The organism is Streptomyces sp. NPDC031379, from assembly GCF_055569615.1.
Genome location: NZ_JBVIIT010000005.1, coordinates 199806 through 225290, shown reverse-complemented (window position 1 = coordinate 225290; position 25485 = coordinate 199806). Strand labels below are relative to the sequence as shown.

The following is a 25485-nucleotide window of genomic DNA, read 5'->3' as shown; positions in this document are numbered from 1 at the left end:
TGTGCATCGTTCAGGAATGGAGCGACACCGGTACGACCACTGGACGGCGGGCGCCGCCTACGAGCGGTACATGGGCCGCTGGAGCCGGCTGGTGGCCGAGCGGTTCGTGCCCTGGCTGGGCACCGGCCGCGGGCTGCGCTGGCTGGACGTGGGGTGCGGGACCGGTGCGCTGTCGGCGGAGCTGGCCACGCGGTGCGGCCCCGGCCTGCTGCTCGGTGTCGACCGGTCACCCTCGTACGTGGCGGCGGCCCGTGCCTCGGTGCCGGCGGGCACGGCGTGGTTCGCGGTGGCCGACGCGACGGCCCTGCCGGTGCGGGACGCCGCCTACGACGCGGCGGTCGCCGGGCTGGTCCTGAACTTCCTCCCGGAGCCCGTCGCCGCGGTGGCGGGCATGGCCCGCGCCGTCCGCCCGGGCGGCCTGGTCGCCGCATACGTATGGGATTACGCGGAGGGAATGCAGTTCCTGCGACGGTTCTGGGACGCGGCGACCGCCCTCGACCCGGCCTCGGCCGCCCGGGACGAGGGGCGGCGGTTCGCCCTGTGCCATCCGGAGGCGCTGCGCGGTGTGTGGGCCGGCGCGGGGCTCACCGACGTGGCGACGACCGCCCTGGAAGTGCCCACCGCCTTCGCCTCGTTCGCCGACCTGTGGGAGCCGTTCCTGGCCGGTCAGGGGCCGGCGCCCGGCTATGCCGCCGCGCTCGCGCCGGCCGCCCGCGCCCGGCTCCGGGACGCTCTCGCCGCGAGCCTCCCCGTCGCCCCGGACGGCGGCATCACCCTCACGGCCCGCGCCTGGGCCGTCCGCGGACACCGCCCACTCTCTCCGCGCCGGTGACTCCCCATGCGCCACCGAGCCGCCGGCTCCGCACGCACCCCCGTGCCGCCGGCTCCTCACGGGCCCCGTGCCGCTGACTCGACACCCGCTCTACGCCGCTGAGTCCACACCCGCTCCGCTCCTGCGCCGCCGAGTGCACGGGAGCCACCGAGCCGCCCACGGAGCCGTCCCGCCCCACGCCGCCGGGCCGCACACCGTGCGGCCCGGCTCTGCGACGCGGACGGTCCGGTCCGCCGCTCGGCGGCTAACCCTTCGCGTACTCCTTCGCCATGGTGCCGGCGAAGTCGAAGACCACGACCTGCTCGTCGCCGACCACCCAGGCATCGTGGCCGGGCGGGCACACGAAGACGTCGCCGGGGCCGACCTCGCCCTCCCCGCCGTCGTCCATCCGTAGATGCATCCGTCCCTGCATCACATATCCGTTGTGGTGCACCATGCAGCTCTCGGTGCCCGCGATCGGGGCCACGGACTCCGACCAACGCCAGCCCGGTTCGAAGGTACCCACCGCGAAGTCGAGCCCGGTCAGGTGGAGAGCCTCGAGGTGGCCGCGGGGGAAGTCGCGCCGTTCGTCCGGCTTGTCGACCGTCTTCACTTCCAGCATGACGGTGTCCTCCCTTCCAGCCGCTGACCGCGGCCGGGGGCCGGCCTCCACCGCCGGGGCCTCCGACGGCACCGGCGCCGCGGCGGCCGTACCCCACGCCTCCATCGTGGTTCCCGCGCCCCGGGGTCGCCATTCGGACCGTCGGGACAACGATGTCAGGGCCACCGGCCCCTACCGGCAGGCCGGTCGGGCCTGCGGAACCCCTGAACGTTCCGCGGGTCCGCGCCTACCCTGACACGGTGACAACCACCGACACGGCGTCGATCGCGGCGGGAGACACCGGCGATCCGCCGCTACGGCCCCTGCCCCCGCGGGCCGCCCTGCTGCTGGAGCAAGTCGGGGCCCCGCCACGGCTGGTGGCCCATCTCAGGGCGGTGCACGAGGTCGCGGCGCAGCTCGTGGAGTGGGTGCGCCGGCACTGTCCGGACCTGGGGTTCGACGCGGAGGCGGTGCTGTTCGGTGCCGCCACGCACGACATCGGCAAGACCGTGCACCCGGCCGAGCTGTCCGGTCCCGGTGCCCGGCACGAGGCGGCGGGCCGGGAGTTGCTGCTGGCGTGCGGGGTGAGCGCCGACCTCGCCCGGTTCGCCGGCGGCCACGCGTCCTGGACGGCCCCCGGGACCGGTGTGGAGGACCTGCTGGTGAGCCTCGCCGACAAGGTCTGGAAGAACAAGCGGGTCCCGGAGCTGGAGGACCTGGTGGTGGCCCGGCTGGCCGGTGCCGACGGGCGGCCGGCGTGGGAGTGGTTCATGGAGCTGGACGAGGTCCTCACGGCCATCGGGGAAGGCGCCGACCGTAGGCTGGCGTACCAGATGTCCCATCCCCTGACCCGAAGGTGACCATGTACGCGACCTCCCTCGGTGACGACGGCGCCGAGCTGTGTCCCCTCCAGCCCTGGCAGGCCGAGGAGTTCCTCGCCCACGTGGACCGCGGGCGGGAGTTCATCGGGCGGTTCAACGGGCTGCCGGACGTGGTCACGGACGCGGCGGCGGCCCGGGCGTTCCTGCGGGCGTACGCCGACAAGGAGGCGGCCGACGCGGGCCTCATCCGGGCGATCCGGCTCGACGGCACGCTGGTCGGGGCGGTCATCCTGCGCCGGTTCGACCCGGTGCAGGGCACTGCGGAGGCAGGCTGCTGGCTGGAGCCGGCCGCGGTGGGCCGGGGCCTGGTGACCCGCGCCGCGCGGGTGCTGATCGACTGGGCGATCCGGGAGCGGGGCATCCACCGCGTGGAGTGGTGGGTGTCGGTGGGCAACGCGCCCAGCATCGCCGTCGCCCGACGGCTCGGCATGCGCAAAGAGGCCGTCCTGCGCGAGAGTTACCTGTACCGGGGCGAACGGCACGACGAGGAGATCTGGTCGGTACTGGCACCGGAGTGGACGGGCTGAGCGGCGGCGGCGCCAGGTCGGCTACCAGGTGCGGGCCGACCGGAGCAGGAGCGCGCGGACCCGGGCCACGTCCGGGTTGTCGAAGGCGCCGGGGCGCTGGACGAGGAAGCCGGTGTTGATCGGCGGGTCCTCCGGCTCCAGCAGCGCCACCAGCGCGCCGGACGCCAGCAGGTCCTGGCACAGATAGCGGGGCAGCACGCTGAAACCGGCGCCCGCGGCGACGGCAGCGAGCACTCCGCGCAGGTCCGGCACGGTCATGGCGGCCGTGCGGGACAGACGCCGGCCGAAGACGTGGCGCCAGTAGCGGCGGGCGATCGGCAGATCCTCGGCGTAGGTGATCAGCGGGACGCCGTGCAGGGCCGCAGGTCCCTCGGCGGCCGGCCGGTCTCCCAGCCGCTCGGCCCAGACCGGCGCGGCGACCAGGACGAACTCCTCGTCCGTGAGCGGAACGGCGTGCAGCGCGCGGCCCCGGGGGCGGAGGGTGGCGATCACCAGATCGTGCCGGCCCGCACGCAGCTCCTCCAGCAGCGGATCGGTCAGTCCCGTCGACACACGCAGCCGTACGCCCTCGGCGACCAGCGGGGCGAGGGCCGGCAGGACGGTGGTGCACAGCAGTTCCGCCGGGCCGGCCAGATGGACGGGCTCGGCGCGGGCGCCGGCCGGTGGCGTGGGTCCGGCGACGAGGGCCAGTTCGTCCAGGGGCGCGGCGATCCGGGCGGCGAGTTCGTCGGCCACCGGGGTCGGCGCGACGCCGCGCGGCAGCCGTTCGAACAGCTCCCGGCCGGTCTGCCGCTCCAGCGCGCGCATCTGCGTCGTCACCGTCGGCTGGGACAGGCCCAGCAGGCGGGCGGCACCGGTGAAGGAGCCGGAGCGGTACACCGCGAGGAAGGTACGCAGCAGGTTGAGGTCGAGGGAAGCGGTGTCCACGCGTCCGAGTATCACCGGCGGATATTCCCCAGGACCCATAGGGGAACCAATGTCAGCCATTCGATGCTTCATTGGATGCCTATGGGTCGCTTCGCCTACGTTCTTTCTCGCAGACACATGTTTCCGGGAAAGAGAACCTCATGTCGAAGATCCTGTTCGTGATGACCGGCGCCGACCAGTGGACGCTCGCCGACGGCACCTTGCACCCCACCGGCTTCTGGGCCGAGGAGGCCGTGGTCCCCTACCGCGCCCTCAAGGCCGCCGGTCACGAGGTCGTCGTGGCCACGCCGGGCGGTGTGGTGCCGCCGGTCGACCGGGCGAGTCTGGCCGCCGAGGTCAACGGCGGCCAGGAGAAGGCCGACGAGATCGCGGGTGCGCTCGAGGAGATGACCGAACTGCGGGCGCCGGTGAAGCTGGCGGAGGTGGACCTCGACGACTTCGCCGCCGTGTTCTACCCCGGCGGCCACGGCCCCATGGAGGACCTGGCCGTGGACACCGAGTCCGGCCGGCTGCTGGTGACGGCCCTCGACTCGGGCAAGCCGCTGGCCGTGGTCTGCCACGGGCCGGCCGCCCTGCTCGCCGCTGTCCGGGCCGACGGCTCCAACGCCTTCGCCGGCTACCGGGCGGCGGCCTTCACCAACGAGGAGGAGATCCAGGGCGGCCTGGCCGACCGGGCCAAGTGGCTGCTGCAGGACCGGCTGACCGAGGCGGGCGTGGCCGTCCACGCGGCCGAGCCGTGGGCGCCGCACGTGGTGGTCGACCGCAACGTCATCACCGGCCAGAACCCGGCCTCCTCGGCCCCGGTCGCCGAGGAACTGCTGAAGCGGCTGGGCTGATTCCCACGCCGGCAGCGCCCCACCCCTGACGGCGAACCCGACCGGCCCGCCCCAGGACCCGCCTCTGAAGCCGCCGGCGCCGGTTCGGCCAGCAGGCGGATGTGACCGACAGGCGGGCACTGCCGGCCTGGCTGCGGCAGCGTGAGTCGCTCCGCCGGGTCGGCCGGGCGTGCGGGCGGAACGCGCGCTGCCACCGCCGGCCCCGCCCCTGCGGCGGTCGCGGAGGGTGCGGGAAATTCCTCGGCCGTCGGCTGCAACCTCGGCCGGGGTCGGACGTCTGTCGGGGTGGAGGCCTCCACTTCGACCAGATGCCCGACCCCGAACGACCGAAGGAACCCATGTCCGCACACCGTGTCCCCCGCCCGAGCCGCACCCGCAGGCTGCGTGCCGTCCTGGGGGTCTCCGCAGCAGGCGCGGCGCTGGCCGTCGCCGGCACCATGACCGCCCAGGCGGCCCAGAGCGGCAGCCACTCCCCCGGCCACTCCGGCACCACCGCCGCCCCGAGCCCGGTCCCGGCGGACGACCAGCCGACGCCGGCCCCTGTCCCGGCCGACGATGAGGCGACGCCGTCCCCCGCCCCCGCGGACGGCCACGCGACCCCGTCCCCCGTCCCGTCGCCCGTCCGGACGGCCACGCCCTCCCCGGTCCCGTCACCCGTCCGCACCGGGACCCCGGCGCCGGCGCCCGCGACGAGCACTCCCAGTCCGGTACCGGCCACTCCGCGCCCCGTACCCGTACCGTCCACCGCCGCCCCGGCGCCCGGGCACCCGGCCCCCGTGCCGGCGGTGACCCGCCCTGCGCCCGCCCCGCATCACGGCCACGCCACGCCGACGCCGGTTCCGCAGCAGTACTGAGGTACGGCCGGTGCGGGGGAGCCGTCGCGCGGCGGCTCCCCCGCTCCCGGCTCCGGGAGACCCATGACGACAGCCACACCACCGGCGACGGCCCTGCCCTGGGCCCCGCAACGCCTCGTACCCTGGCGTCGGTTCACGCGGGCACTGCGGGCCCGCGTCCTCGCCCGCACGGGTACGGGCACGACACCGCCGGCGGCGCCGGGCGGTGCGTTCCGTACCGGCACGCGCCCCCTCGCCGAGCACGAACAACCGCCGGGCATCGAGGAGTTGTACCACCACCGCCGGCTCCCCCTGGTGCGCCTGGCGGTGCTGCTGGTGGACGACCTGCCGACGGCCGAGGACGTCGTGCAGGACGCGTTCACCGCGCTGTTCCGTCGGCACGGGCACCGGCTGGGCGCCCTGGACGACCCGGAGGCGTACCTGCGGACCAGTGTGGTGAACGCGGCCCGCTCGGTGCTGCGCCGGCGCAGGACCGTACGGGCGCACACTCCCGCACCCGAGGGGCACGCACCGGCCCCGGAGGAGGAGGTGTTGCTGCACGAGGACCACCGGGAGGTACTGGCGGCACTGCGCACGCTGACCCGGCGCCAGCGGGAGGTGCTGGTGCTGCGTTACTGGTCGCATCTGACCGAGGCCGAGATCGCGGCGACGCTCGGCCTGTCGCGGGGCGCCGTCAAGTCCACGGCCAGCCGGGCCCTGGACGCGCTCGGCCGACGTCTGGAGGGGCTGCGATGAACGAGACCGGCACCGGGGCCGCAGCGGCCCCGGTCGAGGAGCGGCTGCGGGCCGCCCTGGCCGCGCGGGCGCACGCCGTCGGCCCGGCCGATCTGCGCCCCCTGCGCCCGCCGGCCGAGGCGGTACGGCCCCGCCGGGTGCCGCTGCGCCGCGCACTGGTCGGCGTGCTGGCCCTGGCCGCCGTGGCGGCGCTGGTGTTCTTCACCGCGCGCGGCGGACAGACGGACCGCCCGACCGAACCGGCCCGCCCGTCCCGCCCGGCCGTCGGCACGCCGTCCCCGGTGCCGAGCCCGCCCACGCCGTCCACGTCCGAGCCGTCCCCGAGCGCGGAGCAACCATGAGCGCATGAGTCAATTGATTGACTTACCGAAGGAAATGTCCTGGTTTTCTCGCTCACGTGCCGCCCCTCGCACCGCTAGGTTGGGCGGTATGAGCAACCTTGACCGCGCGCCCGTGCCCAGCGTCTGCGGCGGCCGCGGATTCGTCGTCGCCGAACCCGTCCGCGAGCTGCTGAGTCCCCGTCACGTCAAGCTGGGCGAGTCGACCGAGGTGCGCCGGCTGCTGCCGAACCTCGGCCGCCGCATGATCGGCGCGTGGGCCTTCGTCGACCACTACGGCCCGGACGACATCGCCGACGAGCCCGGGATGCAGGTCCCGCCGCATCCGCACATCGGGCTGCAGACGGTCAGCTGGCTGCACGAGGGCGAGGTGCTGCACCGGGACTCGACGGGCAGCCTGCAGACGATCCGGCCCCGGCAGCTGGGCCTGATGACGTCGGGGCGCGCGATCAGCCACTCCGAGGAGAGCCCGCGGGCGCACGCCCGTCTCCTGCACGGTGCCCAGCTGTGGGTGGCGCTGCCGGACGAACACCGGCACACGGAGCCGAAGTTCGAGTACCACCCGGAGCTGCCCACCGTCACCGCGCCCGGCCTGACCGCCACGGTGATCCTCGGCGATCTGGACGGCTCCCGCTCCCCCGGTACGGCGTACACCCCGATCGTCGGCGCCGATCTCGCGCTCGCCGGGGGCACCGACGTCCGCCTGCCCCTCGAACCCGACTTCGAGTACGGCGTGCTGGCGATGTCCGGCGAGGTGCACGTGGACGGGGTGCCGGTGCTGCCCGGTTCGATGCTCTACCTCGGCTGCGGGCGGACCGAACTGCCGCTGCGCGCCGAGTCCGACGCCGGGATGATACTGCTGGGCGGCGAGCCGTTCGCCGAAGAGCTGATCATGTGGTGGAACTTCGTCGGGCGTTCGCAGGAAGAGATCGTCCAGGCTCGTGAGGATTGGACGAGTGGGTCGAGATTCGGTGTTGTGAAGGGGTACGACGGGGATCCTCTGCCTGCGCCAGAGCTGCCGTCGGTGCCACTGAAGGCACGAGGTCGAGTGCGCTGAGCCGGGGTTTTCCAGTCCGGCGCGTAGGTGGCCGGGCGGGGCGGAACGCGCCCCGCCCGGTTCGCTCGCTGCCCTCCCGCGGCGGTGCACCGGCTTGGTCGATCAGGTGACCGGGCCGGTGCGGGGCGGTGTGGTGTCGTAGGCCGCCTCTCGCAGGATGTCCCGCAAGTGGTGTGTGGCGGCGAGGAGTTGGCGGTGGGTGGTGTAGAGGGCGTTCACGCCGAAGCGGAGGAGGTCCGGGGCGCGCATGTCGATGATCACGCCCCGGTCCGCCAGCGCGCGGGTCAGGCCCTGGGCGTGGGGGTGCCGGAGGGCGACGTGGCTGCCCCGGCGGGTGGGGTCGGCGGGCGTGACGGGTTCGACGCCGAGGGGGGTGAGCAGTTCGGTGGCGCAGTGGAGGAAGAAGCCGGTCAGGGACAGGCTCTTGGCGCGGACCTGGGCCAGGTCGACGTCCTCGTAGGCGGTGAGTGCCGCCTCCAGGGCGAGCAGGGAGAGGATGGGCGGGGTGCCGATGCGGGCGCGGGCGATGCCTGGCGCGGGGGTGTAGTCCCGGTCCATGCCGAAGGGGTCCGCGTGTCCGTTCCAGCCGCTCAGGGGGGTCTCGAGGGTGGCGTGGTGGCGGTGGGCGACGTAGAGGTAGGCGGGCGCGCCCGGGCCGCCGTTGAGGAACTTGTAGCCGCAGCCGACGGCGAGGTCCACCCCGATGGCGTCGAGGTGCAGCGGCATGGCGCCGGCGGCGTGGCACAGGTCCCACACCGCGAGCGCGCCGGCGCGGTGCGTGGCCTCGGTCAGTGCGGCCATGTCGTACAGCTCCCCGGTGCGGAAGTCGACCGGTGAGTAGCTGACCGCCGCGACCCGGTGGCCTTCCGCGGCGAGGAAGGCGTCCAGGTCCGCCGGGGGGATCGGGCGCACTTCCAGCCGGTCCCTGCCGCGGGCGACCGCCTCCGCCAGGTAGCGGTCGGTGGGAAAGTGGCCGGGGTCCGTGACCAGCAGCGGACGGTCGGGGCGCCGTGCGGTGGCCGCCGTCAGAGCGGTGAACAACTGGACGCTGGTGGAGTCCCCCGCGACGGTCTGGCCCGGCGCGGCGCCGATGAGGCGGCCGATGGTGTCGCCGATCCGCAACGGCGCCTCCCACCAGCCGTTGTCGTTCCAGGAACCGATCAGGTCGGTGCCCCACTGACGGGTCACGACGTCGGTCAGGGCCGCGGGCACGGCGGCGGGCAGCGGGCCGAGGGAGTTGCCGTCGAGGTAGACGACTCCGTCCGGGAGCAGGAACCGCCCGGCGAGCGGGGCCAGGACGTCGTCCGCGTCGGCTCGGGCGGCCTGTGCGTCGAGTGCGGTGAGGACCGTCGTCACTGCTGGGCAGCCTTCCCGGTGTCGGCGTCGATGTCGGTGTCGGGCCGTCGGGCGCCGAAGGCGGCGGACATCTCCCACAGGGTGTCCGCGACCGCGCGGGCGCCGGGTGCGCCCGGCTCGATGAGCGTGTAGTGGCCCGTTCCGGGCAGGACGACGGTCTTCAGGTCGTCGTGTACGGCTGCGTAGTCGGCGAACTGGGTGAGCGGGACCTCCTCGTCCACGGCGCCGTGCAGCAGTACCGTCGGCACACCGGTGCTGCGTGCGTCGCGCAGCAGGGTGAGGGGGTCGACCGAGGGCAGCCGTGCTTCGAACTCGTCCTCGCCTCCCAGGAGTTGCAGAGCGGCGCCGTTGCTGAGGTCGTCGCGGCGGGTGGCGGTGAGGTCCGTGATCGGCGCGAGGGCGAGCACGCCGGCCGGCAGGACGCCGGTGTGCCAGCGGGAGTCTGCGGGCAGCAGGCCACGGGCCGCGCACCACAGGGCCAGGTGGCCGCCGGAACAGTGGCCCGCCAGGACGTACGGTCGGCCCTCGGGCAGGGTGTCCACGATCCGGGCGACGTCGTCGAAGGTCTCCGGGTAGCCGCCGGCGCCGCCGGACCGGCGGAAGCCGGGCAGCAGCACGTCGAGGCCCTGCTGGGAGAGGTAGGCCGCGAAAGGGGTCAGATGCATGCGGTCGTAGCGCCAGTAGCCGCCGTGCAAAAGGATCACCAGCGGCGCGCCGGGGTCCTCGGCGGGCCAGGCGTCGTAGACCTGGTGGGGGTGGTCGCCGTAGCGGCCGTGCACGGGGGCGAGCACCGGTTTCAGGCTCAGGACCCGCTTCTCCTCCTCGGCCGCGAAGGCGGAGATGACCCTAGACGTCACCGCGCACCTCCCACAGCTCGGGGAAGACCGGGCGGACCGCACGCTGTTCGAGCCAGGCGAGTCCCGTCGAGCCGGCGCTGCCGGACTTGGCGCCCATGGCGCGGCGTACGACCATCACGTGGTCGAAGCGCCAGCGCTGGACGATCTCGGCGATGTCGGTGAGCAGTTCACCGAGGGCGAGGTGCGGGTGGTGCTGCGGGCCGGAGTAGATCCGCCGCCAGACCTCGACCACGCCGGGATCCGAGGTGTAGGGGGCGGTCACGTCCCGTTCCCGGACGTGCTCGGGGACCGGCAGGCCCTGCCGGTGCAGGTAGCCCAGCACCCCTTCGTAGAGGGAGGGTTCCCGGTACGTCTCGCTGAGTGCCTCGTGCACGGCGGGATCCCCCCGGTGCATGCGCAGCATCGACTCGGACTTGTCGCCGAGGAGGAACTCCAGGTGCCGGTACATCGCGGACTGGAAACCGGACGCCTTGCCGAACGCGGCCCGGAACCCGTTGAACTGAGCGGGCGTCAGGGCGGCGAGCGGAGCCCAGGTCGCGTTGAGGGCGGTCAGGGCGCGCCGGCTGCGCACCAGGGCGTCCATGGCGGCGTCGAGGTCGTCCTTGGCGAAGGCCGTACCGGCCGTGCGCCACTCATGGACGACGAGGGTGAACCACAGCTCCATCACCTGTGTGGTGACGACGAACCCCATCTCGTCGGGGGCCTCGGTGAGGGGGTGCTGCAGGGTGTTGAGGACGGACGCGCGCACATAGGCGTCGTAGGGGCTGGCGCCCGCGAAGGGCTGGGTCAGGGCGTCGTCGCCCGCGCCCTGCCGGGCGAGGGCGGACGTGCTGTCATTCATGGTGTGTGTCTCCTAGTGCTGCCGTCGTCCGGGGCGGCCGGTCGGCGGGCGGCGCGGCGTGAAGAGGCTCGGGACTCACACGCCGAGGTGGACGCCGCCGGAGGCGTCGAGCCACTGGCCGGTCACCCAGCGGGCGTCGTCGCTCGCCACGAAGGACACGACGTCGGCGATGTCGGCGGGGGCGCCGAGCCGGCCGAACACGGAAGCGTGCTCGTACCTCTGGCGGACCTCCGGGATGCTGAGCGTGGGGTTGATCTCGGTCTCGGTGTAGCCGGGGGCGACGCTGTTGACGGTGATGCCGCGGGGGCCCAGTTCCTGGGCGAGGGCCAGGGTGAGGTAGTCCAGGGCGGCCTTGGTCATGGTGTAGGCGATGATCGGCGGGAAGGCGACGCGGGTGGCGACCGAGGAGATGTTGACGATCCGGCCGCCGTCGCGCAGCCGGTCCAGGCCGCGTTGGACGATGAAGAAGGGCGCCTTGGTGTTGACGGCGAAGGCCCGGTCGTAGTCGGCCTCGGTCACGTCGGCGATGTGACGCGGGACGGTGATGCCGGCGTTGTTGACGAGGATGTCCAGGCCGGGTTCGGCGTCCTGGTCGGCCAGGGCCCGGTCGAAGTCCGCCCACAGGGCGTCGGCGTCTCCGGGTACGCCGAGTTCGGCGTGGACGGGGAAGGCGCGTCCGCCGTCCGTCTCGATCTCCTTGACGGTGCGCTCGGCCGCGGACCGGTCGTGCCCGTAGTGGACGGCCACCAGGGCGCCCTCGCGGGCCAGCCGCCGGCTGACGGCGCGGCCGATGCCGCGGCTGCCTCCGGTGACCAGGGCGGTCCTGCCCTCGTGCCGCTGGGGGGTGGTCATCGTCTTCTCCTTCGGCTGGGGGTGGTGGGGCCGGGGCCGGGCGGTGTGTGCTGCCTCATGCGTCGAAGTCGAGGGTGACCTCGGGGCTGAGCGGCCGGGCCCGGCAGGTGAGCGTGTAGCCGGCGGCCAGGTCCGCGGCGTCGAGGGCGTGCTGGGGTCCGGTGGTGACCTGTCCGGTCAGGACCTTGGCCCGGCAGCTGCCGCAGATGCCCTCGCGGCACGCGTAGGGGACGTCGGGATGGTCGCGCAGCAGGGTGTCGAGGAGCGCGGGGTCGTGCGGCCTGGTGGTGACGACGCGGCGGCGGCCGTCGTACAGGGCGGTGACGCGGATGCCGTGCGGGGGCGCGGCCGGGCCCGGGGGTGGTGACACGGGCTGCGGGGTGTCGGCGGATGTGAACAGCTCCGACCGGACGAGGGCCGGGTCGGTTCGGCGGTCCGTGAGTGCCTGTCGGACGGTGGCGACGAGGCCGCCCGGACCGCACAGCGCGAACGTGGTGCCGGGGCCGGGCTCGGCATGGAGCGCGGCGAGCAGCCGGGGCAGGTTCGCGGCGTCGATCCGGCCGTGCAGCAGGCCGTTGCCCTGATCCTCTCGGGTGAGGACGTACAGGACGGTGAACCGGTCGACGAACCAGTCCTTCACCAGGGCCAGTTCGTCGGCGAGGAGGGCGTGGGCGGCGGTGGGCACGGAGTGCACCAGGGAGACACGGCACTCCGAGTCCTCGCGCAGCGCGGTCACGGCCATGGTGGCGAGCGGGGTGATGCCGGAGCCGCCCGCGATCAGGACGTGATGGGCCCCTGGGCACTTCGGGAGGGCGAACGGGCCCGTGGGCGGGGAGAGTTCGAGGGCGTCGCCGGGGGCGAGTGCGGTGACGGCGTGGGCGCCGAAGCCGTCCGGGGCGCCCCGCTTGATCACCAGCCGCAGTGCGCCCGGATCGTCCGGCGGTGGGCACACCGAGTAGGTGCGGCGCAGTTCGGCGCCGGCGCGGTGATGCCGGACGACGACGTGCTCGCCGGGCCGGTGCGCGAAGGTGTCGCGCAGGGCGTCGGGCACGTCCAGGGTGACGGCGACGGCGTCCTCGGTCAGGTGCCGCACGTCGGCGACCGTGAGCCGGTGTCGCGCGGTGCGTCGGCGGGCGGCGGGCCGCTCGGCGGACGCGGACGCGTTGCCGGTGGGCGTGGGTGTGGCGGTCACGAGGGGCCTCATAGTGCGGTCAGGTGGGGGAACAGCTCCTGGCAGGCCGTGCAGCGCAGCATCGACTGGCAGCGGGAGGGCCCGAACGCGCTGTGCGGCCGGGTGGCCCGGGAACCGCAGTGCGGGCAGGGCACCCCGGTGAGCCGGACGAGGACCGGGCCGTCCGGCTGTGCCGGCAGGGGCGGGGCGATGCCGTGGGCGGCGAGCTTGGCCCGGCCGGCCGGTGTGATGCGGTCCGTCGTCCACGCCGGTGCGAGCACCTGCCGTACCCGCCCCTTTGGATGGCCGCCGGCCGCGAGCACCTCCTCGATCGCGGCCACGATGGCGGGCAGGGCCGGGCAGCCGAGGTACGTCGGGGTGATCTGGACTTCGAGTACGCCGTCGGCGCCCGGGGCGACCGAGCCGACGACACCGAGGTCGCCGAGGCCGATCACCGGCAGCTCGGGGTCCGGCAGGGCCTCCACCAGCTCGCGGATCTGCCGTGCCGTCCGCACGGTGCGCGTCGCCGGGTCCGTGGGGCGGGTCACCAGGTGCCCCCCGGGAACTGCCGGTGCACCGACTGCAGTTCGGCGACCAGGGAGGCGAACTCCTCGGTGTGCAGACCCGCGCGTCCGCCCCGGGCCTGCCAGCGCGGGGCGGGCACGGTGAGTCCGGCGCGGCCGACGACCTCGGCGGTGCGCTGCTCCCAGAGGGGGCGCAGCGGGGCCGGTGAGGGTACCGTGCCGGCCGCGACGAGCTGCCGCACCACCTCGTCCTCGTCGAACAGCTCCGCCGTGTAGGGCCACACCCGGTCCAGGCCCTGCTGCATACGGCGGGCGCTCTCCGGGGTGCCGAGGCCGAGGCGTTCGGTCCAGGTGTCGGCGTGCAGCCGGTGGAAGGCGACCTCCTTGGCGGCCCGCTGCCCGAACGCGGCCAGTTCCGGGTCCGCGCAGCCGCCCAGCGCCTCGTAGTACAGGACGGCGTAGTGGGTGTAGGCGAGCTGCCGGGCGACGGTGGCCGCGAAGTCCCCGTTCGGCAGTTCCGTCAGCAGCGCGTTGGTGAACTCGCGGTCGGACCGGGCGAAGGCGAGGTCGTCCTCGCCGCGGTCCGTGCCGTCGGTGCGTCCGCTCAGGGTGAGCAGTGCGCGGGCCTGGCCGATGAGGTCGAGGGCGATGTTGGACAGCGCCAGGTCCTCCTCGACGGTGGGTGCCCGCGTGATCCACTGGCACAGCCGCTGTCCGAGGACGAGGGCGTCGTCGCCGAGGCGCAGCAGGTGGACGGCGAGGCGGGCGTCGCCCCGGACGTCCGCCGCGGTGCGGGTGGCCGGGTCAGTCGTCGTGGTCACCGTCGGGGCCTTTCTCGGTCAGCGGCGCGAACTGCTGCGGGTACCGGTAGGGCTTGTGCCGGGCGTTGGCGAAGTACGGGTCGCGCTCGTCCGGGGAGGCGGTGTGCACGGCGTCGGAGCGCACCACCCACAGCGACAGCGGGTCGCCCCGGCGCGTGTACAGGTCGCGCGCTCTGAGCAGGGCCGTGTCCGCGTCACCGGCGCGCACCGAACCCACGTGCTGGTGGGCGAGGCCGCGGCGGGGCCGCAGGAAGACCTCCCAGGACGCGGGGGCGCCCTCACGCTGCTGGTTCATGCGTGCTCCTCCGTCCGGGGGCGCTCGTCGGGGAGGTCGCCGACCTCCATGCGCGCCGCGTACGCGGCGGAGGCCTCCCGCACCCATGCGCCGTCCTCGTGCGCCGCCCGCCGGTGTGCGATGCGCTGCCTGGCCCAGTGGGTGTCGTCGCCGAGCGCCTCCCGGTAGACGTCCCAGCCGATCGGCGTGAAGTCGTAGTGGCCGCGCTCCTCGTTCCACCGGATCGCCGGGTCCGGCAGGGTCAGGCCGAGGCGTTCGGCCTGCGGTACGCAGGTGTCGACGAAGCGCTGGCGCAGTTCGTCGTTGGTGTGGCGCTTGATGCCCCAGGCCATGGCGCGCCGGGAGACCGACGCGCCGAGCGCCGCGGTCCGGGCGTCGGCGCCGCCCGCCTCGGTGTCGGGCGGCCCGAACATCAGCGCGACGGCCGGCAGCCACCAGCGGTCGACCGCGTCCTGGGCCATCGCCCTCTGCTCCGGGGTCCCTTCGCACAGGGCCCGCATCAGGTCGTAGCCCTGCCGGACATGGAAGGCCTCCTCCTGGCAGACCCGGCGCATCGCCCGCGCGTAGGGCCCGTACGACGTGCGGCACAACGGGGCCTGGTTGATCACGGCCGCGCCGTCCGTCAGCCAGGCGATGGTGCCGGTGTCCGCCCAGGTCAGCGCCGGGTGGTTGAAGGTGGCCGAGGCACGTTGCTGCCCCTGGTGCAGGGCGTCGAACAGCTCGGCGCGGTCCACGCCGAGGGTCTCCGCCGCCGAGTAGAGGTACAGCCCGTGTCCGGCCTCGTCCTGGACCTTGGCGATGAGCACCGACTTGCGGTGCAGGGACGGCGCCCGGGTGAGCCAGGCGCCCTCCGGCTGCATCCCGATGATCTCGGAGTGCGCGTGCTGGGCGATCTGCCGGATCATCATCCGGCGATAGCCGTCGGGCATCCAGTCCCGCGGTTCGATCGCCTCCCCGGCGGCGAGGAGCGCCTCGAACCGCTCGAGATGCTCCTGCGCCGGCTCGTGTGCGTGCGGGCCGGCGGTCTCGGCGGGAGCGGGGCCGGCTGTCTCGGCCGCAGGGGTGGTGGCGGGACCGGGAGCAGCGGTCCCGGCCGGCTGTGCGCTCATGCTCCGCCTCCCCGGCCGGTCTCCGCCGTGACCGGGGCGCACCCGGCCCCGACCGGAATCCCTCGCCTGGGCACTGGCATCACGTCACTCCTTCGGCACTCCTCGGGTGTTCACGCGCCCGTCGCGCGGCGGGGTCGGGCGCAGCCTCCGTCTCGGAAAGAGGCCGTGCGGCGGGCCCGCTATCCCCCGAGGCGGCTCGATGGCCGGGTGACAAACGTCACGCGGGGCGGCGGGGATTCCGGGGGGGTGCACGGGCCTCTTGTTCGGGTGACAGGCGACAGACGCGACTCGCCCGGCGGCCGGCGTGCCGCGGTGAAAGGGGAATCCATGAGCACCATCAGGGAGTTGCTGGTCGAGCTCACCGGCACGCAGGAGTTCGCCGACGGCGAGCGGGTCGGTGACGACGTCGACCTCGCCGCGAGCGGCATCGACTCCGGGGACCTGGTGCGTCTCGTCCTGCTGGTCGAGCAGCGGACCGGTGTGGAGATCACCGCGGAGGACATGGAGGAGCTGCACTCGATCGCCGACTACGAGCGGTTCGTGGCGGAGCGGTCCGTGGCCGGTGCGGGCGGCGGTGCGTGATGTGGCTGACCCAGCTGCTGGAACGCAACCGCCAGTGCTATCCGGAGCGGACGGCACTGGTCGACGAGCAGCGCGCGGTCACCTGGTCGGAGTTCGACGACCGCACGCTCCAACTGGCCCGTGGCCTGGCCGAGCTGGGCATCGAGCGCGGTGACCGGGTCGCCGTGCTCTCCAAGGACCGCATCGAGGTCCTGGAGACGTACTTCGCGCTCGCCCGGCTGGGCGCGCTGTTCGTCCCGCTGAACCACAGCCTGACCGTGCCGGAGGTCGCGGGCATCATCGAACGCGTGGGCGCGGTGGCCGTGTTCGGCGAGTCGGAGCTGCTGGACCGGCATCCCGAGCTGCCGGCGTCGGTGCGGATCAGGATGGCGCTGGACAAGCCGGCGTTCGCGGCGCTGGGGACCGTGGCTCCCGAGTCGGCGCTGCCCGCGGTGGCCGACACCGATCCGGTCGCCGTCCTGCACACCTCGGCGACCACCGGGCAGGCGAAGGGTGTCACGGTCGACAGCGCCTCGTTCCGCGCCATCGCGCTGGGCTGGCTGGTGCTGGCCCGGCCCACCGACGGCATCGTCATGGTCAACTGCTGTCCGCTGTACCACGGCAGCATGGTGGTCTCGCTCACCTACATGGCCGCGGGCGCCACCATCGTGCTCATGCCGGGCTTCACCCCGCAGCGGGCGCTGGCCTCGGCGGAGCGGTACCGCGCGACGCACATGTGGATGGTCCCGCAGATGCTGCGCTTCATGCTGCAGGCCAAGGGCGCGGACCGGGCCGACCTGTCCACGCTCCGGGAGATCCTCTACGGCGCCGCCCCCATGCCGCTCGACGTGTACGCCGAGGCCGTACGGCGGCTCGGCTGCGGCTTCCGGCAGGTCTACGGCATGACCGAGGTCGGCGGGCCCTTCGTCACCCTCGGCCCCGACGAGCACCCGGCCCCCGGGGACGTCACCGCGCGCATCCCCTGCGGCCGGGTCGTACCGGGCATGTCCGCCCGTGCGGTCGGCTCGGCGGGTGCGGAGGTGCCGCGCGGGGAGATCGGTGAGATCGTCGTCCGCGGGCCGGGCGTCATGCAGGGCTACTGGAACGACCCCGAGTCCACCCGTGAGATCGATCTCGACGGGTGGATCAGAACCGGGGACCTGGGCTTCGTCGACGAGGCGGGGCACATCCACCTCGTGGACCGCACCAAGGACGTCATCATCCGGGCCGGGCAGAACGTCTACCCCTCGGAGATCGAGCGGGCCCTGATGTCCCATCCGGCGGTGCGGGACTCCGCGGTCGTCGGCATGCCCGACGAGGACTACGGCGAGGTGCCGCTGGCGTACGTCGTGGCCGAGCCGGACACCGAGGCGACGGAACTGCTGGGGCATGTGGCGCAGTTGCTCGCGCCGTACAAGCGCCCGCGGAAGGTCGAGTTCATCGAGCAGGTGCCCCGCAACCCCGCCGGGAAGATCATCAAGAAGCTGCTGCGGGCCTGAGAGCATGCCCGTGCCGCCGGCGACGGCCTATACGACCACCACCGCCACCGGTCGGCCCGGCCACCGCTTTCCTGCGGCGGCCGGGCTCGGCCGGCTGGTCTCGGCCCGACTCCGGCTGCTGGCGGACGAGTTGACGACCGCCGGGCTGGGTGTGGCGGTCGCCGTCGGCACCGCACCGTGCCTCGCGCCCGCCGGGCCGGGCGAGGCGGCCGCGATCGCGGCGATGCCGTCGTACCGCCGCGCGGAGTTCCTGGCCGGACGCCTCGCCGCCCGCCGGGCGCTGCGGGCGGTCGGGCTCGACTGCGGGGAGATACCGCGGGCGGGCCGGATGCCGCTGTTCCCGCCCGGGCGGGCCGCGTCGATCTCGCACAGCGCGGGCGTAGCGGTCGCCGTGGCCCGTGCGCCGGGCCGGGACGCCCCGCTCGGCTGCGATCTGGAACTGCGCCCGCTCCCCGCCGCCGCGGCCCGTCTGGTGCTGCGCGAGGACGAGGAGGAACTGCTGCGCACCGCCGGGCCGGAGGCGACGCCGTGGACGGTGACGGCGCTGTTCTCCGCGAAAGAGGCCGCGTGGAAGGCCCTGCACAGCGAACATCCCCTGGTTGCGGCCGAGTTGAGGAGCCTGCGTGACCTGCGGGCATCGGCGTACGCGGACGGGGCGTTGCGGGTCGAGCCGCGGGCGGAGGCGGCCCTCCCGGTGCGTGTCCGCGTGATCGAGGCGGGGCCGGGGGTCTTCAGTGCCGTCCTCGGCCGGGACGCCCACTGAGCCACCCGGGGAGCGCAGAGGGGCCGGCGGCACGAGCCGTCGGCCCCTCGATCACCGTCCTACTCCGCAGCGTTGACGAGTACGGCCATGTTTCCCGCCGGATGGCGGTTGTCATGGATGAGCTGGTGCGCCAGGCCGATCTCCTCGAAACCGAAGGTGCGGGACAGACAGGGGTCGATCACGCCCTGGTCGATCAGCCGGGTCACCTCACGGGCCTCCCGGGCGCTGGCCACGTGCGAGCCCTGCAGCCGCTTCTGCCGCATCCACAGGAAGCGCAGGTCCACGTCGCCGTTGTAGCCGGTGGTGCCGCCGCAGATGACGACCATGCCCGCGTTGTCGCACAGGTACATGGACGTGGGAATGGTGTCCGCTCCCGAGTGCTCCAGCACGATCCGCGGGCTGCGGCGCTCGCCGAGCACCTCCCAGAAGCGCCGCCCGAAGGCGCGGGCTCCGGCCAGCCAGCGGCCCATCGCCGCCTCGTCCGCGGTGTCCGGCATCCGGCCCCAGTGGTCGAACTCGCGCCGGTCGATCCAGCCCTGGGCGCCGAGCCGCATGCAGAACTCGCCGCGCTCCTCACTGGAGACGACCGCGACCGGGACACCGCCGACGTGCCGGACGAGCTGGATGGCGATGCTGCCGAGCCCGCCGGCGCCGCCCCAGACCAGTACGGGATCTCCGGGCCGCACCGTGTGCGGCTCCCAGCCGAACAGCTGGCGGTAGGCGGTGGCCGCCGTCGCCATGTAGCAGGCCGCCGCCGCCCAGGACAGCCGGGCGGGCTTGGGGTGGCACATGTAGTCGTCCACGACCGCGAACTGGGCGAAGGAGCCGTAGTTCTCCTCGTACCCCCACACGCGCTGGGTGCTGGAGGCGGCGGGGTCGCCGCCGAGGCGGATGTCCTCGGCCGACTCGTCCCAGCGACTGGCGAGCACCACGACCTCGTCGCCGAGCCGCACGCCGCGCACGTCCTCGCCGACGGCCCACACGACGCCCGACAGGTCGGAGCCGCCGATGTGGAAGTCCTCCACGGCGCCGGCCTTCTGCCGGGCGGCGATCACGTCGAGCGGCTGCCCCAGGGCCGCCCAGACGTTGTTGTAGTTGACACCGGCCGCCATCACCTTGACCAGCACCTGACCGCGCCGGACCGGGGGCACGTCGACGACCTCGGTGCGGAAGGCGTCCACGGGCTGCCCGTAGCGTTCCTGGCGGATCAGCGAGGCGTACATCTTCTGCGGCACGGTGCCGAGTTCGGGTGCGTCACCGAGTTCGTAGAGGTCCTGGGGCGCGGTCACGGTCATACGGGGTCTCCTGCACGGTCGGGGCCCCCTGGGGGCGGGACGGGTACGGTTTCGGCTGCCCGGCGCAGCGCCCCGGCGACGGCGGCACCGATCAGCGCGAGGGGCTCGGGTTCGGTCATCTCGTAGTGCCCGCACGGAACGTGGTGGTCGCGCAGGGTCCCGTCGACGTGCGGCCGCCAGGTGTCCGCCTTGCCGGGCAGGACGGCGAGGTCACCGGGGAAGTCCGTGGCCTGCTCCTGGGCGGCGCTGAAGAACAGCACGTCGCCGTGGAAGGTGCCGGGCTCGAACTGCGGTGCGAGGCGCAGGTTGTTGCGCATGACCTCGGCGATGGCCGCCGCCTCGGCGAGGGTGACCGGTGAACTCGTCGCGTCGGTGGCCAGGGCGGCGTCGATGCGGTCCAGGACGGCGGCCACGTCCGGCGGTTCGGCGCCCGGCTCGACGGGCAGCCCCGCGACCCGCATCAGCAGGGCCGCCACCTGTCGCTCGGCGGCAACGTCGTCGTAGCCCGTGCCGTGCGGCTGCGGGGCGTCGAGCATCGCGAGGAGTTCGACCCGCTCACCCGCCTCCTGGAGGGCGCAGGCCATCGCGTGGGCCACGAAACCGCCGTACGACCAGCCCAGGAGCCGGTAGGGACCGTGCGGCTGCACCTCGCGGACCAGCTCGAGGTAGCCGGCGACCATGGCGGCGGCGTCCGGGGCGGGCGGGCGGGTGCCGTCCAGCCCGGCGGCCTGGATGCCGTAGACCGGCTGGTCGCCGCCGAGGTGGGGCAGCAGCCCGGTGTAGCGCCAGGAGACGCCGGCCCCGGGGTGGATGCAGAACAGGGGCGCGGCACCGCCCTGGGGGCGCAGCGGCAGCAGCGGTTCGAGCGCGCTCGTGCCGCCGCTCGCCGACCGGTCGCCGCTGCCGTCGCCGGCCGCGAGGACGCCCGCGACGGTGGGCGCGGCGATCAGTGTCGCGGCGGGCACGTCGAGCACGCCGGACTGGCGGAGCCGGCCGGCCAGCAGGACGGCGCGCATGGAGTCGCCGCCCAGGTCGAAGAAGTTGTCGTGCACGCCGATGCCGCCGATGCCGAGGGTCTCCTCCCACAGCCGGGTGACCGCCTGTTCGCGCTCGGTGCGCGGGGGCACGTGCTCGGTCGTGAGGCGAGGCCGCGGGCCGAGGGCCGGCCCGGTGTCCGCCGCTTCCTCGGCGTCCGGCGTCCCGGGGTCGGTGCGGGCACCCGGGGCGTCGATCCAGTGGCGGTGCCGTTCGAAGGCGTACGGGGGCAGCGGCACCGGCCGGGGCGTGCCCGGGACCGGCGGGAGCGCGCCGTCCACCCCGGCGCTCCACAGCCGGCCCAGGGCCTCGGCGAGGACGAAGCCGTCGGCGGCGTCGGCCTTGGCGTGCCGCATGGTGGTCACCGCCACCGGCGTCTCGGGCGCCAGCTGGGCCACCGCGAGTTTGGTCAGGGTGTCCGCGGGGCCGATCTCCACCAGGACCGGGCGTCCCCGCTGCCACAGCGCCGTGATGCCGGCGGCGAACCGCACGGTGTCCCGGGTGTGGTCGATCCAGTGCTGGACCGAGGTCGCCTGGGCGTCGGTGATCCAGGTGCCGGTGACGTTGGTGACGAACGGGATCCGGGGCGGGCGCAGGGTGACGCCGTGCAGGTGTTTCGCGTAGGTCTCCAGCACCGGGTCCAGCACATGGGAGTGGGCGGCGGCGGGTATGCGCAGTCGGCGGAACGGCATGTCCCGGCGGGCCAGTTCGGCCTCGAGTCGGGTGACGGCCTCGTCGTGGCCGGCGACGGTGCAGGCGGCGGGCCCGTTCACCGCGGCCAGCGACAACTCGTCGTCCAGGAGCGGCAGTACGTCCTCGGCGGGCGCCGCCACTCCGACGGTCGCGCCGCCCGCGGAGCTGATCAGCCGGATGCGTTCGGTGACCAGCGGCAGCATGTCCTCGAGGTCGATGACCCCGGCCAGGCAGGCCGCCGTGTACTCGCCGAGCGAATGGCCGATCAGCGCGTCCGGGCGCACGCCGGACGCCATGAGGGTGCGGGCGAGGGCGTACTCGGTGACCACCAGGCCGAGGAAGGCGCTGGTGCTGTCGGACTGCCCCTGCTCGTACAGGGTGGTGCGCAGGTCGGCGTCGAGTACCGGGCGCAGGATGCGCGCGCACTCGTCCACCGTGTCGCGGTACACGTCGTGCTCGCGGTACAGCTCCGCGCCCATGCCCGCGTACTGGGTGCCGCCGCCCGGCAGCAGGAAGGCCACCTGGGTGGGCTCGTCCGCCAGGGGCGGGGTGGCGGGTGCGGCGGCGCGCAGCGAGGCCAGGGCCTCGTCGCGGGAGGCGGCGGTCACCGTCAGGCGGTGGCGCAGCGCGGGCCGGGCGGTGCGCAGGGAGTGCGCGACGTCGTCCAGGCGCAGCTCGGGGCGGCGCTCGATGTGCCGGGCGAGCGCCTCGGCCTGGCCGCGCAGGGCGCCGGTGGAGCGGGCGGACAGCGGCAGCACCAGGCGGCTGCCGTCCCCGGGTGCGCGCCGCGCGGGGGCCTGGGCCGGTGCCTCCTCCAGGACGAGGTGGGCGTTGGTGCCGCCGATGCCGAAGGCGCTGATCGCGGCGCGCCTCGGGTGGTCGCCGGCGGGCCAGTCCTCCAGGGCGGTGGGCACCCGGAAGGGGCCGCCGGCGAAGTCGATCAGCGGGTTGGGCTGCTCGAAGTGGAGGCTGGGCGGGATCTGCCGGTGTTCCAGGGCGAGGACGGCCTTGATGAGCCCGGCCATCCCGGCGGCGGCCCCCAGGTGGCCGATGTTGGTCTTCACCGAGCCCAGGGCGCAGTAGCCGCGTCGCTGCGTGGATTGCCTGAACGCCTCGGTGAGCGCGGCCACTTCGATGGGGTCGCCCAGCCGGGTGGCGGTGCCGTGCGCCTCGACCAGGCCGATGGTGCCCGCGTCGACCATGGCCTGGGCCTGGGCGGCGAGGATCACCTCGGTCTGGCCGGCGGCGCTGGGCGCGCTGAAACCGACCTTGCGGCGGCCGTCGTTGTTCACCGCGCTGCCCCGGACGACGGCCCGGACGCGGTCGCCGTCGGCCAGGGCGTCCTCGAGTCGTTTGAGGACGACGGCACCGACGCCGTCGCCCGAGGAGGTGCCCGCGGCGTCGGCGGCGAAGGCGCGGCAGTGCCCGTCGGGTGAGAACGGCCCGTCGGGTACGTGGCGATAGCCGAGGAGCGCGGAGGGGTTGACGGAGACGGCGGCGGCGAGCGCGGTGTCGCAGCGGTGGTCGAGGAGGTCCTGGCAGGCGGTGTGCACCGCGACGAGGGCGGTGGAGCAGGCGGTCTGCAGCGACACGCTCGGGCCGGTGAGTCCCAGTTCGTAGGAGACGCGGGTGGCGAGGGTGCCGAGGGAGTTGGCGGTGGCCGCGTGCACCAGCTCCACCGACCCGGGCTGTCCGGCGTAGCGCGGATGCACATGGGCGGGGTAGTAGCGGCTGTCGCCGCTGCCCGCGTACACGCCGAAGGTGCCGTCGTCGCGGTCGGGGCCGAGGCAGCCGGCGTCCTCCAGAGCGTGGTAGGCCGTCTCGAGCAGCAGCCGTTGCTGCGGGTCGACCACGGCCGCCTCGGCGGGGTTGTAGCCGAAGAAGCCGGAGTCGAAGCGGTCGATGCCCTCGATGACCGAGGCCATGCGGATCAGAGAGGGGTCGTCCAGGTCGCGCGGGTCACCGCCGGCGGCCAGGAACTCCTCGTCGGTGACGGGCCGTACCGACTCACGTCCGGCGGTCAGGTTGTCCCAGAACGCGTCCAGGTCGTCGGCGCCCGGGAACCGGCCCGCCATGCCGATCACGGCGACGGCGGGGATCTCTTCCTCGGGGGCGTCCTGTGGTCCGGTGGTCTCACGCATCGCCTCGGCCCTTTCCGTGCCGTGCGGAGCGGCGCGCGCGGGCCGCTCGCTGTCGCTGTGCCTGTTCCTTGGCGCGGTCCAGTCCGCTCAGGGGTGTTCCGGCACGGTCGGTCGCCGTCTCCGGATCCGCCGTGCGCGGGGCCGGTGACGTACCCGGGCCGGTCCGGGCCGCGAGGTGGCGGGCGAGGTCGCGCACGGTGGGGTGCGCGAACAGGTCCACCACCGACAGTTCGCAGTCGAAGGCCCGGTTGACGGCGCTCTGCGCGGTGACCAGGAGCAGGGAGTTGCCGCCCAGGTCGAAGAAGTTCTCGTCCCGGCCCACCCGGTCGCGGCCCAGGACGTCGCGCCACAGTCCGGCGAGCCGGTTCTCCAGATCGGCGAGCCGCTCCTCGGCATCGGGGGCGGCCGCCGGCTGTGCGGCGCTGCCGGCCGCGCGCAGCACCCAGGGGGCGCTCCCGGCGGCGTCGGTCGCCGCCCGGTACAGGGCGCCGAGATCGGCGCCCTCCTCCAGCGTGACGCGTCCGGCCAACTGCCGTACCTGCCGGACGGGTTCGCTGACGTGGCTGCGGACCCAGGCAGCGGTGCGGTCGGCGCCGATGAGCAGATGGGGTTCGTCCAGGGTGCGGGCGAGGTCGAAGGAACGCAGCGCCGCGGCGGTGTCCAGCACCCGGTAGCCACGGGCCTCGGTGAGCGCGGCGAGCCGGTAGCCGCTGCTCATGCCGCGCTCGTGCCACATGCTCCAGGCCAGGCTCTGCGCGGGCAGGCCGAGGGCGCGGCGGTGCAGGGCGAGCGCGTCGAGGTAGGCGTTGGCCGCGGCGTAGGCCGTGTTCATGGCGCCGCCGAAGTAGCCGTTGACCGAGGAGAACAGGACGAAGGAGGCGACCGGGTGGTCCTCGGTGACGCGGTGCAGGGTCCAGGCGCCGCGGGCCTTGGCGTCCAGGGCCGTACGCCAGGCGGTGGCGTCCAGTTCGCCGACGGGCCGCTCGACCAGGGCCCCGGCCAGGTGCAGCACCGACACCAGCGGGACGCCCCATGCCGTGCCGGCGGCGTCGACCGCCGCCCTCACCTGGTCCTCGTCGGTGACGTCGGCGCAGGCGTACCGTACGTCGCCGAGGTCGCGCAGCCGCCGGTACGCCTCGATGCGGGGGGCCTCGGAGCCGGCGTCGGCGAGGTGGCGCTCCCAGGTGTCCTCGGCGGGCAGCGGGGTGCGGCCGAGGAGCAGCACCCGGGTGCCGGGCGTCTGCAGCAGGTGCGCGGCGAGTGCGGTGCCGACGCCGCCCAGTCCCCCGCTGATCAGGTGGTAGCCCTCGGTGGCGGGCGGTTCCGTGCGGGCCGCCGGTTCGGGCAGCGGGGCCAGCCGGCGGACATGGCGGTGTCCGCCGCGGTGGGCGACCTCCGTGTCGACGGGGGTGTGTGCCGCTTCGGCCTTCAGCAGGCGTACGAGGTCGTCGTCGGCGTGGGGTACGACGTCGCCGCCGGCGTGCCGTTCCAGGTCCAGGTGGACGCAGCGCAGCCCGCCCGACTCCTCCTGCAGCGACTTCAGGATCGCGCCGGCGACGGCCTGGGCCGGGGCGGGCCGGTCGGCGCCGGTGACCGCCTGGGCGCCCGCCGTCACGTACAGCAGATCGATCGGGCGGGGTGCGCCGGGCCGGGTGGCCAGCGCCCGGGCGAGCGCCGGCAGGCAGGCGGTGCTCGCCGGTCCGGGTGCCGTCTCGCCGGCCGGGTCGGTGTGCAGGGCGGCGAGGAGCAGCAGGGCGTCGACGGGCCGCTGGTCGGCGTCCAGGGCGCGCAGCAGCGCGGTGTGGTCGGCGTCCTCGGCGGGCCGGATCCGGTAGCGGGCGGCGTCCAGCCGTTCGTACGACGCCCCGTCCGTCACCACCGTGCACAGTCCGCCGTCGGTGCGCAGGGAACGGGCCAGGCGCTCGGCGAGGGCGTGGGTACGCGGGTCGGCGCCGGCCAGGACGAGGGTGTGCCGGCCGGGGGGGGGGGGGGGGGGGGGGGGGGGGTCGGTCGGTTGCCGCCCGGGCCGGAGGGACAGGTAGGGGAGTGTGGCGGCGGTGGCTAGGAGTAGGCGTGTCTCGCGGGCGGCGTCCTTGACGTCGAGC

Annotated in this window: 25 protein-coding genes; 11 read left to right on the top strand and 14 right to left on the bottom strand. The window is 74.4% G+C overall.

Going from position 1 to position 25485, the window contains the following annotated elements:
- Positions 1-16 precede the first annotated feature (16 nt).
- Positions 17-832 carry a class I SAM-dependent methyltransferase gene (locus tag ACZ5CW_RS09520; RefSeq protein WP_468599716.1) on the top strand — a complete coding sequence of 272 codons (816 nt, stop codon included), beginning with the start codon at positions 17-19 and terminating at the stop codon, positions 830-832.
- 244 nt (positions 833-1076) lie between these two features.
- Here the strand turns inward: ACZ5CW_RS09520 and ACZ5CW_RS09515 are convergent, their stop codons facing one another.
- Positions 1077-1433, bottom strand: a complete 357-nt coding sequence (locus ACZ5CW_RS09515; RefSeq protein ID WP_468599715.1) for a cupin domain-containing protein — start codon at positions 1431-1433, stop codon at positions 1077-1079.
- Positions 1434-1672: 239 nt separating this feature from the next.
- On the opposite strand from ACZ5CW_RS09515, the gene ACZ5CW_RS09510 reads away from it, so the two are divergent.
- Positions 1673-2272, top strand: coding sequence for an HD domain-containing protein (locus ACZ5CW_RS09510; RefSeq protein ID WP_468599714.1), 600 nt, complete (start codon positions 1673-1675; stop codon positions 2270-2272).
- 2 nt (positions 2273-2274) lie between these two features.
- Entirely contained in the window at positions 2275-2820 is a 546-nt protein-coding gene (locus tag ACZ5CW_RS09505) for a GNAT family N-acetyltransferase (protein ID WP_468599713.1), read from the top strand.
- Positions 2821-2841: 21 nt separating this feature from the next.
- Here ACZ5CW_RS09505 and ACZ5CW_RS09500 read toward each other — a convergent pair whose 3' ends face one another.
- The gene (locus tag ACZ5CW_RS09500) at positions 2842-3786 is read right to left on the bottom strand and encodes a LysR family transcriptional regulator (protein WP_468599712.1); all 945 of its coding nucleotides are present in this window, start codon (positions 3784-3786) and stop codon (positions 2842-2844) included.
- Between the two features lie 101 nt (positions 3787-3887).
- Between ACZ5CW_RS09500 and ACZ5CW_RS09495 the strand changes: the two genes are divergently transcribed.
- The 5 genes from ACZ5CW_RS09495 (at position 3888) to ACZ5CW_RS09475 (ending at position 7567) form a co-directional block, all read left to right on the top strand.
- Positions 3888-4583 carry a type 1 glutamine amidotransferase domain-containing protein gene (locus ACZ5CW_RS09495; RefSeq protein ID WP_468599711.1) on the top strand — a complete coding sequence of 232 codons (696 nt, stop codon included), beginning with the start codon at positions 3888-3890 and terminating at the stop codon, positions 4581-4583.
- Between the two features lie 338 nt (positions 4584-4921).
- Entirely contained in the window at positions 4922-5437 is a 516-nt protein-coding gene (locus tag ACZ5CW_RS09490) for a hypothetical protein (RefSeq protein ID WP_468599710.1), read from the top strand.
- 63 nt (positions 5438-5500) lie between these two features.
- Positions 5501-6172 carry an RNA polymerase sigma factor gene (locus tag ACZ5CW_RS09485; protein ID WP_468599709.1) on the top strand — a complete coding sequence of 224 codons (672 nt, stop codon included), beginning with the start codon at positions 5501-5503 and terminating at the stop codon, positions 6170-6172.
- A complete protein-coding gene (locus ACZ5CW_RS09480; RefSeq protein WP_468599708.1) occupies positions 6169-6513 on the top strand; it encodes a hypothetical protein in 345 nt (114 codons plus the stop codon). The genes ACZ5CW_RS09485 and ACZ5CW_RS09480 overlap by 4 nt, the downstream gene beginning before the upstream one ends.
- An 88-nt stretch (positions 6514-6601) precedes the next feature.
- Positions 6602-7567, top strand: a complete 966-nt coding sequence (locus ACZ5CW_RS09475; RefSeq protein WP_468599707.1) for a pirin family protein — start codon at positions 6602-6604, stop codon at positions 7565-7567.
- Positions 7568-7669: 102 nt separating this feature from the next.
- Here ACZ5CW_RS09475 and ACZ5CW_RS09470 read toward each other — a convergent pair whose 3' ends face one another.
- The 9 genes from ACZ5CW_RS09470 to paaA all read right to left on the bottom strand — a co-directional run bounded on the left by ACZ5CW_RS09470 (position 7670) and on the right by paaA (position 15393).
- Positions 7670-8923, bottom strand: coding sequence for a kynureninase (locus ACZ5CW_RS09470; protein WP_468599706.1), 1254 nt, complete (start codon positions 8921-8923; stop codon positions 7670-7672).
- The gene (locus ACZ5CW_RS09465) at positions 8920-9780 is read right to left on the bottom strand and encodes an alpha/beta hydrolase (RefSeq protein ID WP_468599705.1); all 861 of its coding nucleotides are present in this window, start codon (positions 9778-9780) and stop codon (positions 8920-8922) included. Before ACZ5CW_RS09465 ends, ACZ5CW_RS09470 begins: the two co-directional genes overlap by 4 nt.
- Positions 9770-10621 (bottom strand): tryptophan 2,3-dioxygenase, encoded by an 852-nt coding sequence (locus ACZ5CW_RS09460; protein ID WP_468599704.1) that lies wholly within the window; start codon positions 10619-10621, stop codon positions 9770-9772. Before ACZ5CW_RS09460 ends, ACZ5CW_RS09465 begins: the two co-directional genes overlap by 11 nt.
- A gap of 75 nt (positions 10622-10696) precedes the next feature.
- Positions 10697-11473 carry an SDR family oxidoreductase gene (locus ACZ5CW_RS09455; RefSeq protein ID WP_468599703.1) on the bottom strand — a complete coding sequence of 259 codons (777 nt, stop codon included), beginning with the start codon at positions 11471-11473 and terminating at the stop codon, positions 10697-10699.
- Between the two features lie 55 nt (positions 11474-11528).
- Positions 11529-12665, bottom strand: coding sequence for a 2Fe-2S iron-sulfur cluster-binding protein (locus ACZ5CW_RS09450; protein ID WP_468599702.1), 1137 nt, complete (start codon positions 12663-12665; stop codon positions 11529-11531).
- A gap of 8 nt (positions 12666-12673) precedes the next feature.
- A complete protein-coding gene (gene paaD / locus ACZ5CW_RS09445; protein WP_468599701.1) occupies positions 12674-13192 on the bottom strand; it encodes a 1,2-phenylacetyl-CoA epoxidase subunit PaaD in 519 nt (172 codons plus the stop codon).
- A complete protein-coding gene (gene paaC, locus ACZ5CW_RS09440; protein WP_468599700.1) occupies positions 13189-13989 on the bottom strand; it encodes a 1,2-phenylacetyl-CoA epoxidase subunit PaaC in 801 nt (266 codons plus the stop codon). Before paaC ends, paaD begins: the two co-directional genes overlap by 4 nt.
- A complete protein-coding gene (paaB, locus tag ACZ5CW_RS09435; protein WP_468599699.1) occupies positions 13973-14284 on the bottom strand; it encodes a 1,2-phenylacetyl-CoA epoxidase subunit PaaB in 312 nt (103 codons plus the stop codon). The genes paaC and paaB overlap by 17 nt, the downstream gene beginning before the upstream one ends.
- Positions 14281-15393, bottom strand: a complete 1113-nt coding sequence (gene paaA / locus ACZ5CW_RS09430; protein ID WP_468599698.1) for a 1,2-phenylacetyl-CoA epoxidase subunit PaaA — start codon at positions 15391-15393, stop codon at positions 14281-14283. Before paaA ends, paaB begins: the two co-directional genes overlap by 4 nt.
- A 327-nt stretch (positions 15394-15720) precedes the next feature.
- Here paaA and ACZ5CW_RS09425 point away from each other — a divergent pair, with 327 nt between their 5' ends.
- From ACZ5CW_RS09425 to ACZ5CW_RS09415, 3 genes are read left to right on the top strand one after another with little or no spacing between them, the layout of a single operon-like run.
- Complete coding sequence (locus tag ACZ5CW_RS09425; RefSeq protein ID WP_468599697.1) at positions 15721-15975, top strand: acyl carrier protein; 255 nt, start codon at positions 15721-15723, stop codon at positions 15973-15975.
- On the top strand, positions 15975-17453 hold the full coding sequence (locus tag ACZ5CW_RS09420) for a class I adenylate-forming enzyme family protein (RefSeq protein ID WP_468599696.1): 1479 nt from the start codon (positions 15975-15977) through the stop codon (positions 17451-17453). The genes ACZ5CW_RS09425 and ACZ5CW_RS09420 overlap by 1 nt, the downstream gene beginning before the upstream one ends.
- Positions 17454-17457: 4 nt before the next feature.
- Positions 17458-18216, top strand: coding sequence for a 4'-phosphopantetheinyl transferase superfamily protein (locus ACZ5CW_RS09415; protein WP_468599695.1), 759 nt, complete (start codon positions 17458-17460; stop codon positions 18214-18216).
- A gap of 59 nt (positions 18217-18275) precedes the next feature.
- On the opposite strand, the gene ccrA is transcribed toward ACZ5CW_RS09415, so the two are convergent.
- The 3 genes from ccrA to ACZ5CW_RS09400 all read right to left on the bottom strand — a co-directional run.
- Entirely contained in the window at positions 18276-19505 is a 1230-nt protein-coding gene (gene ccrA / locus ACZ5CW_RS09410) for a crotonyl-CoA carboxylase/reductase (RefSeq protein ID WP_468599845.1), read from the bottom strand.
- Between the two features lie 2 nt (positions 19506-19507).
- Positions 19508-23380 carry a type I polyketide synthase gene (locus ACZ5CW_RS09405; protein WP_468599694.1) on the bottom strand — a complete coding sequence of 1291 codons (3873 nt, stop codon included), beginning with the start codon at positions 23378-23380 and terminating at the stop codon, positions 19508-19510.
- Positions 23373-25485 (bottom strand): SDR family NAD(P)-dependent oxidoreductase (locus ACZ5CW_RS09400; protein WP_468599693.1); only part of this gene is annotated, 2113 nt, incomplete at its 5' end. The genes ACZ5CW_RS09400 and ACZ5CW_RS09405, both read right to left, overlap by 8 nt.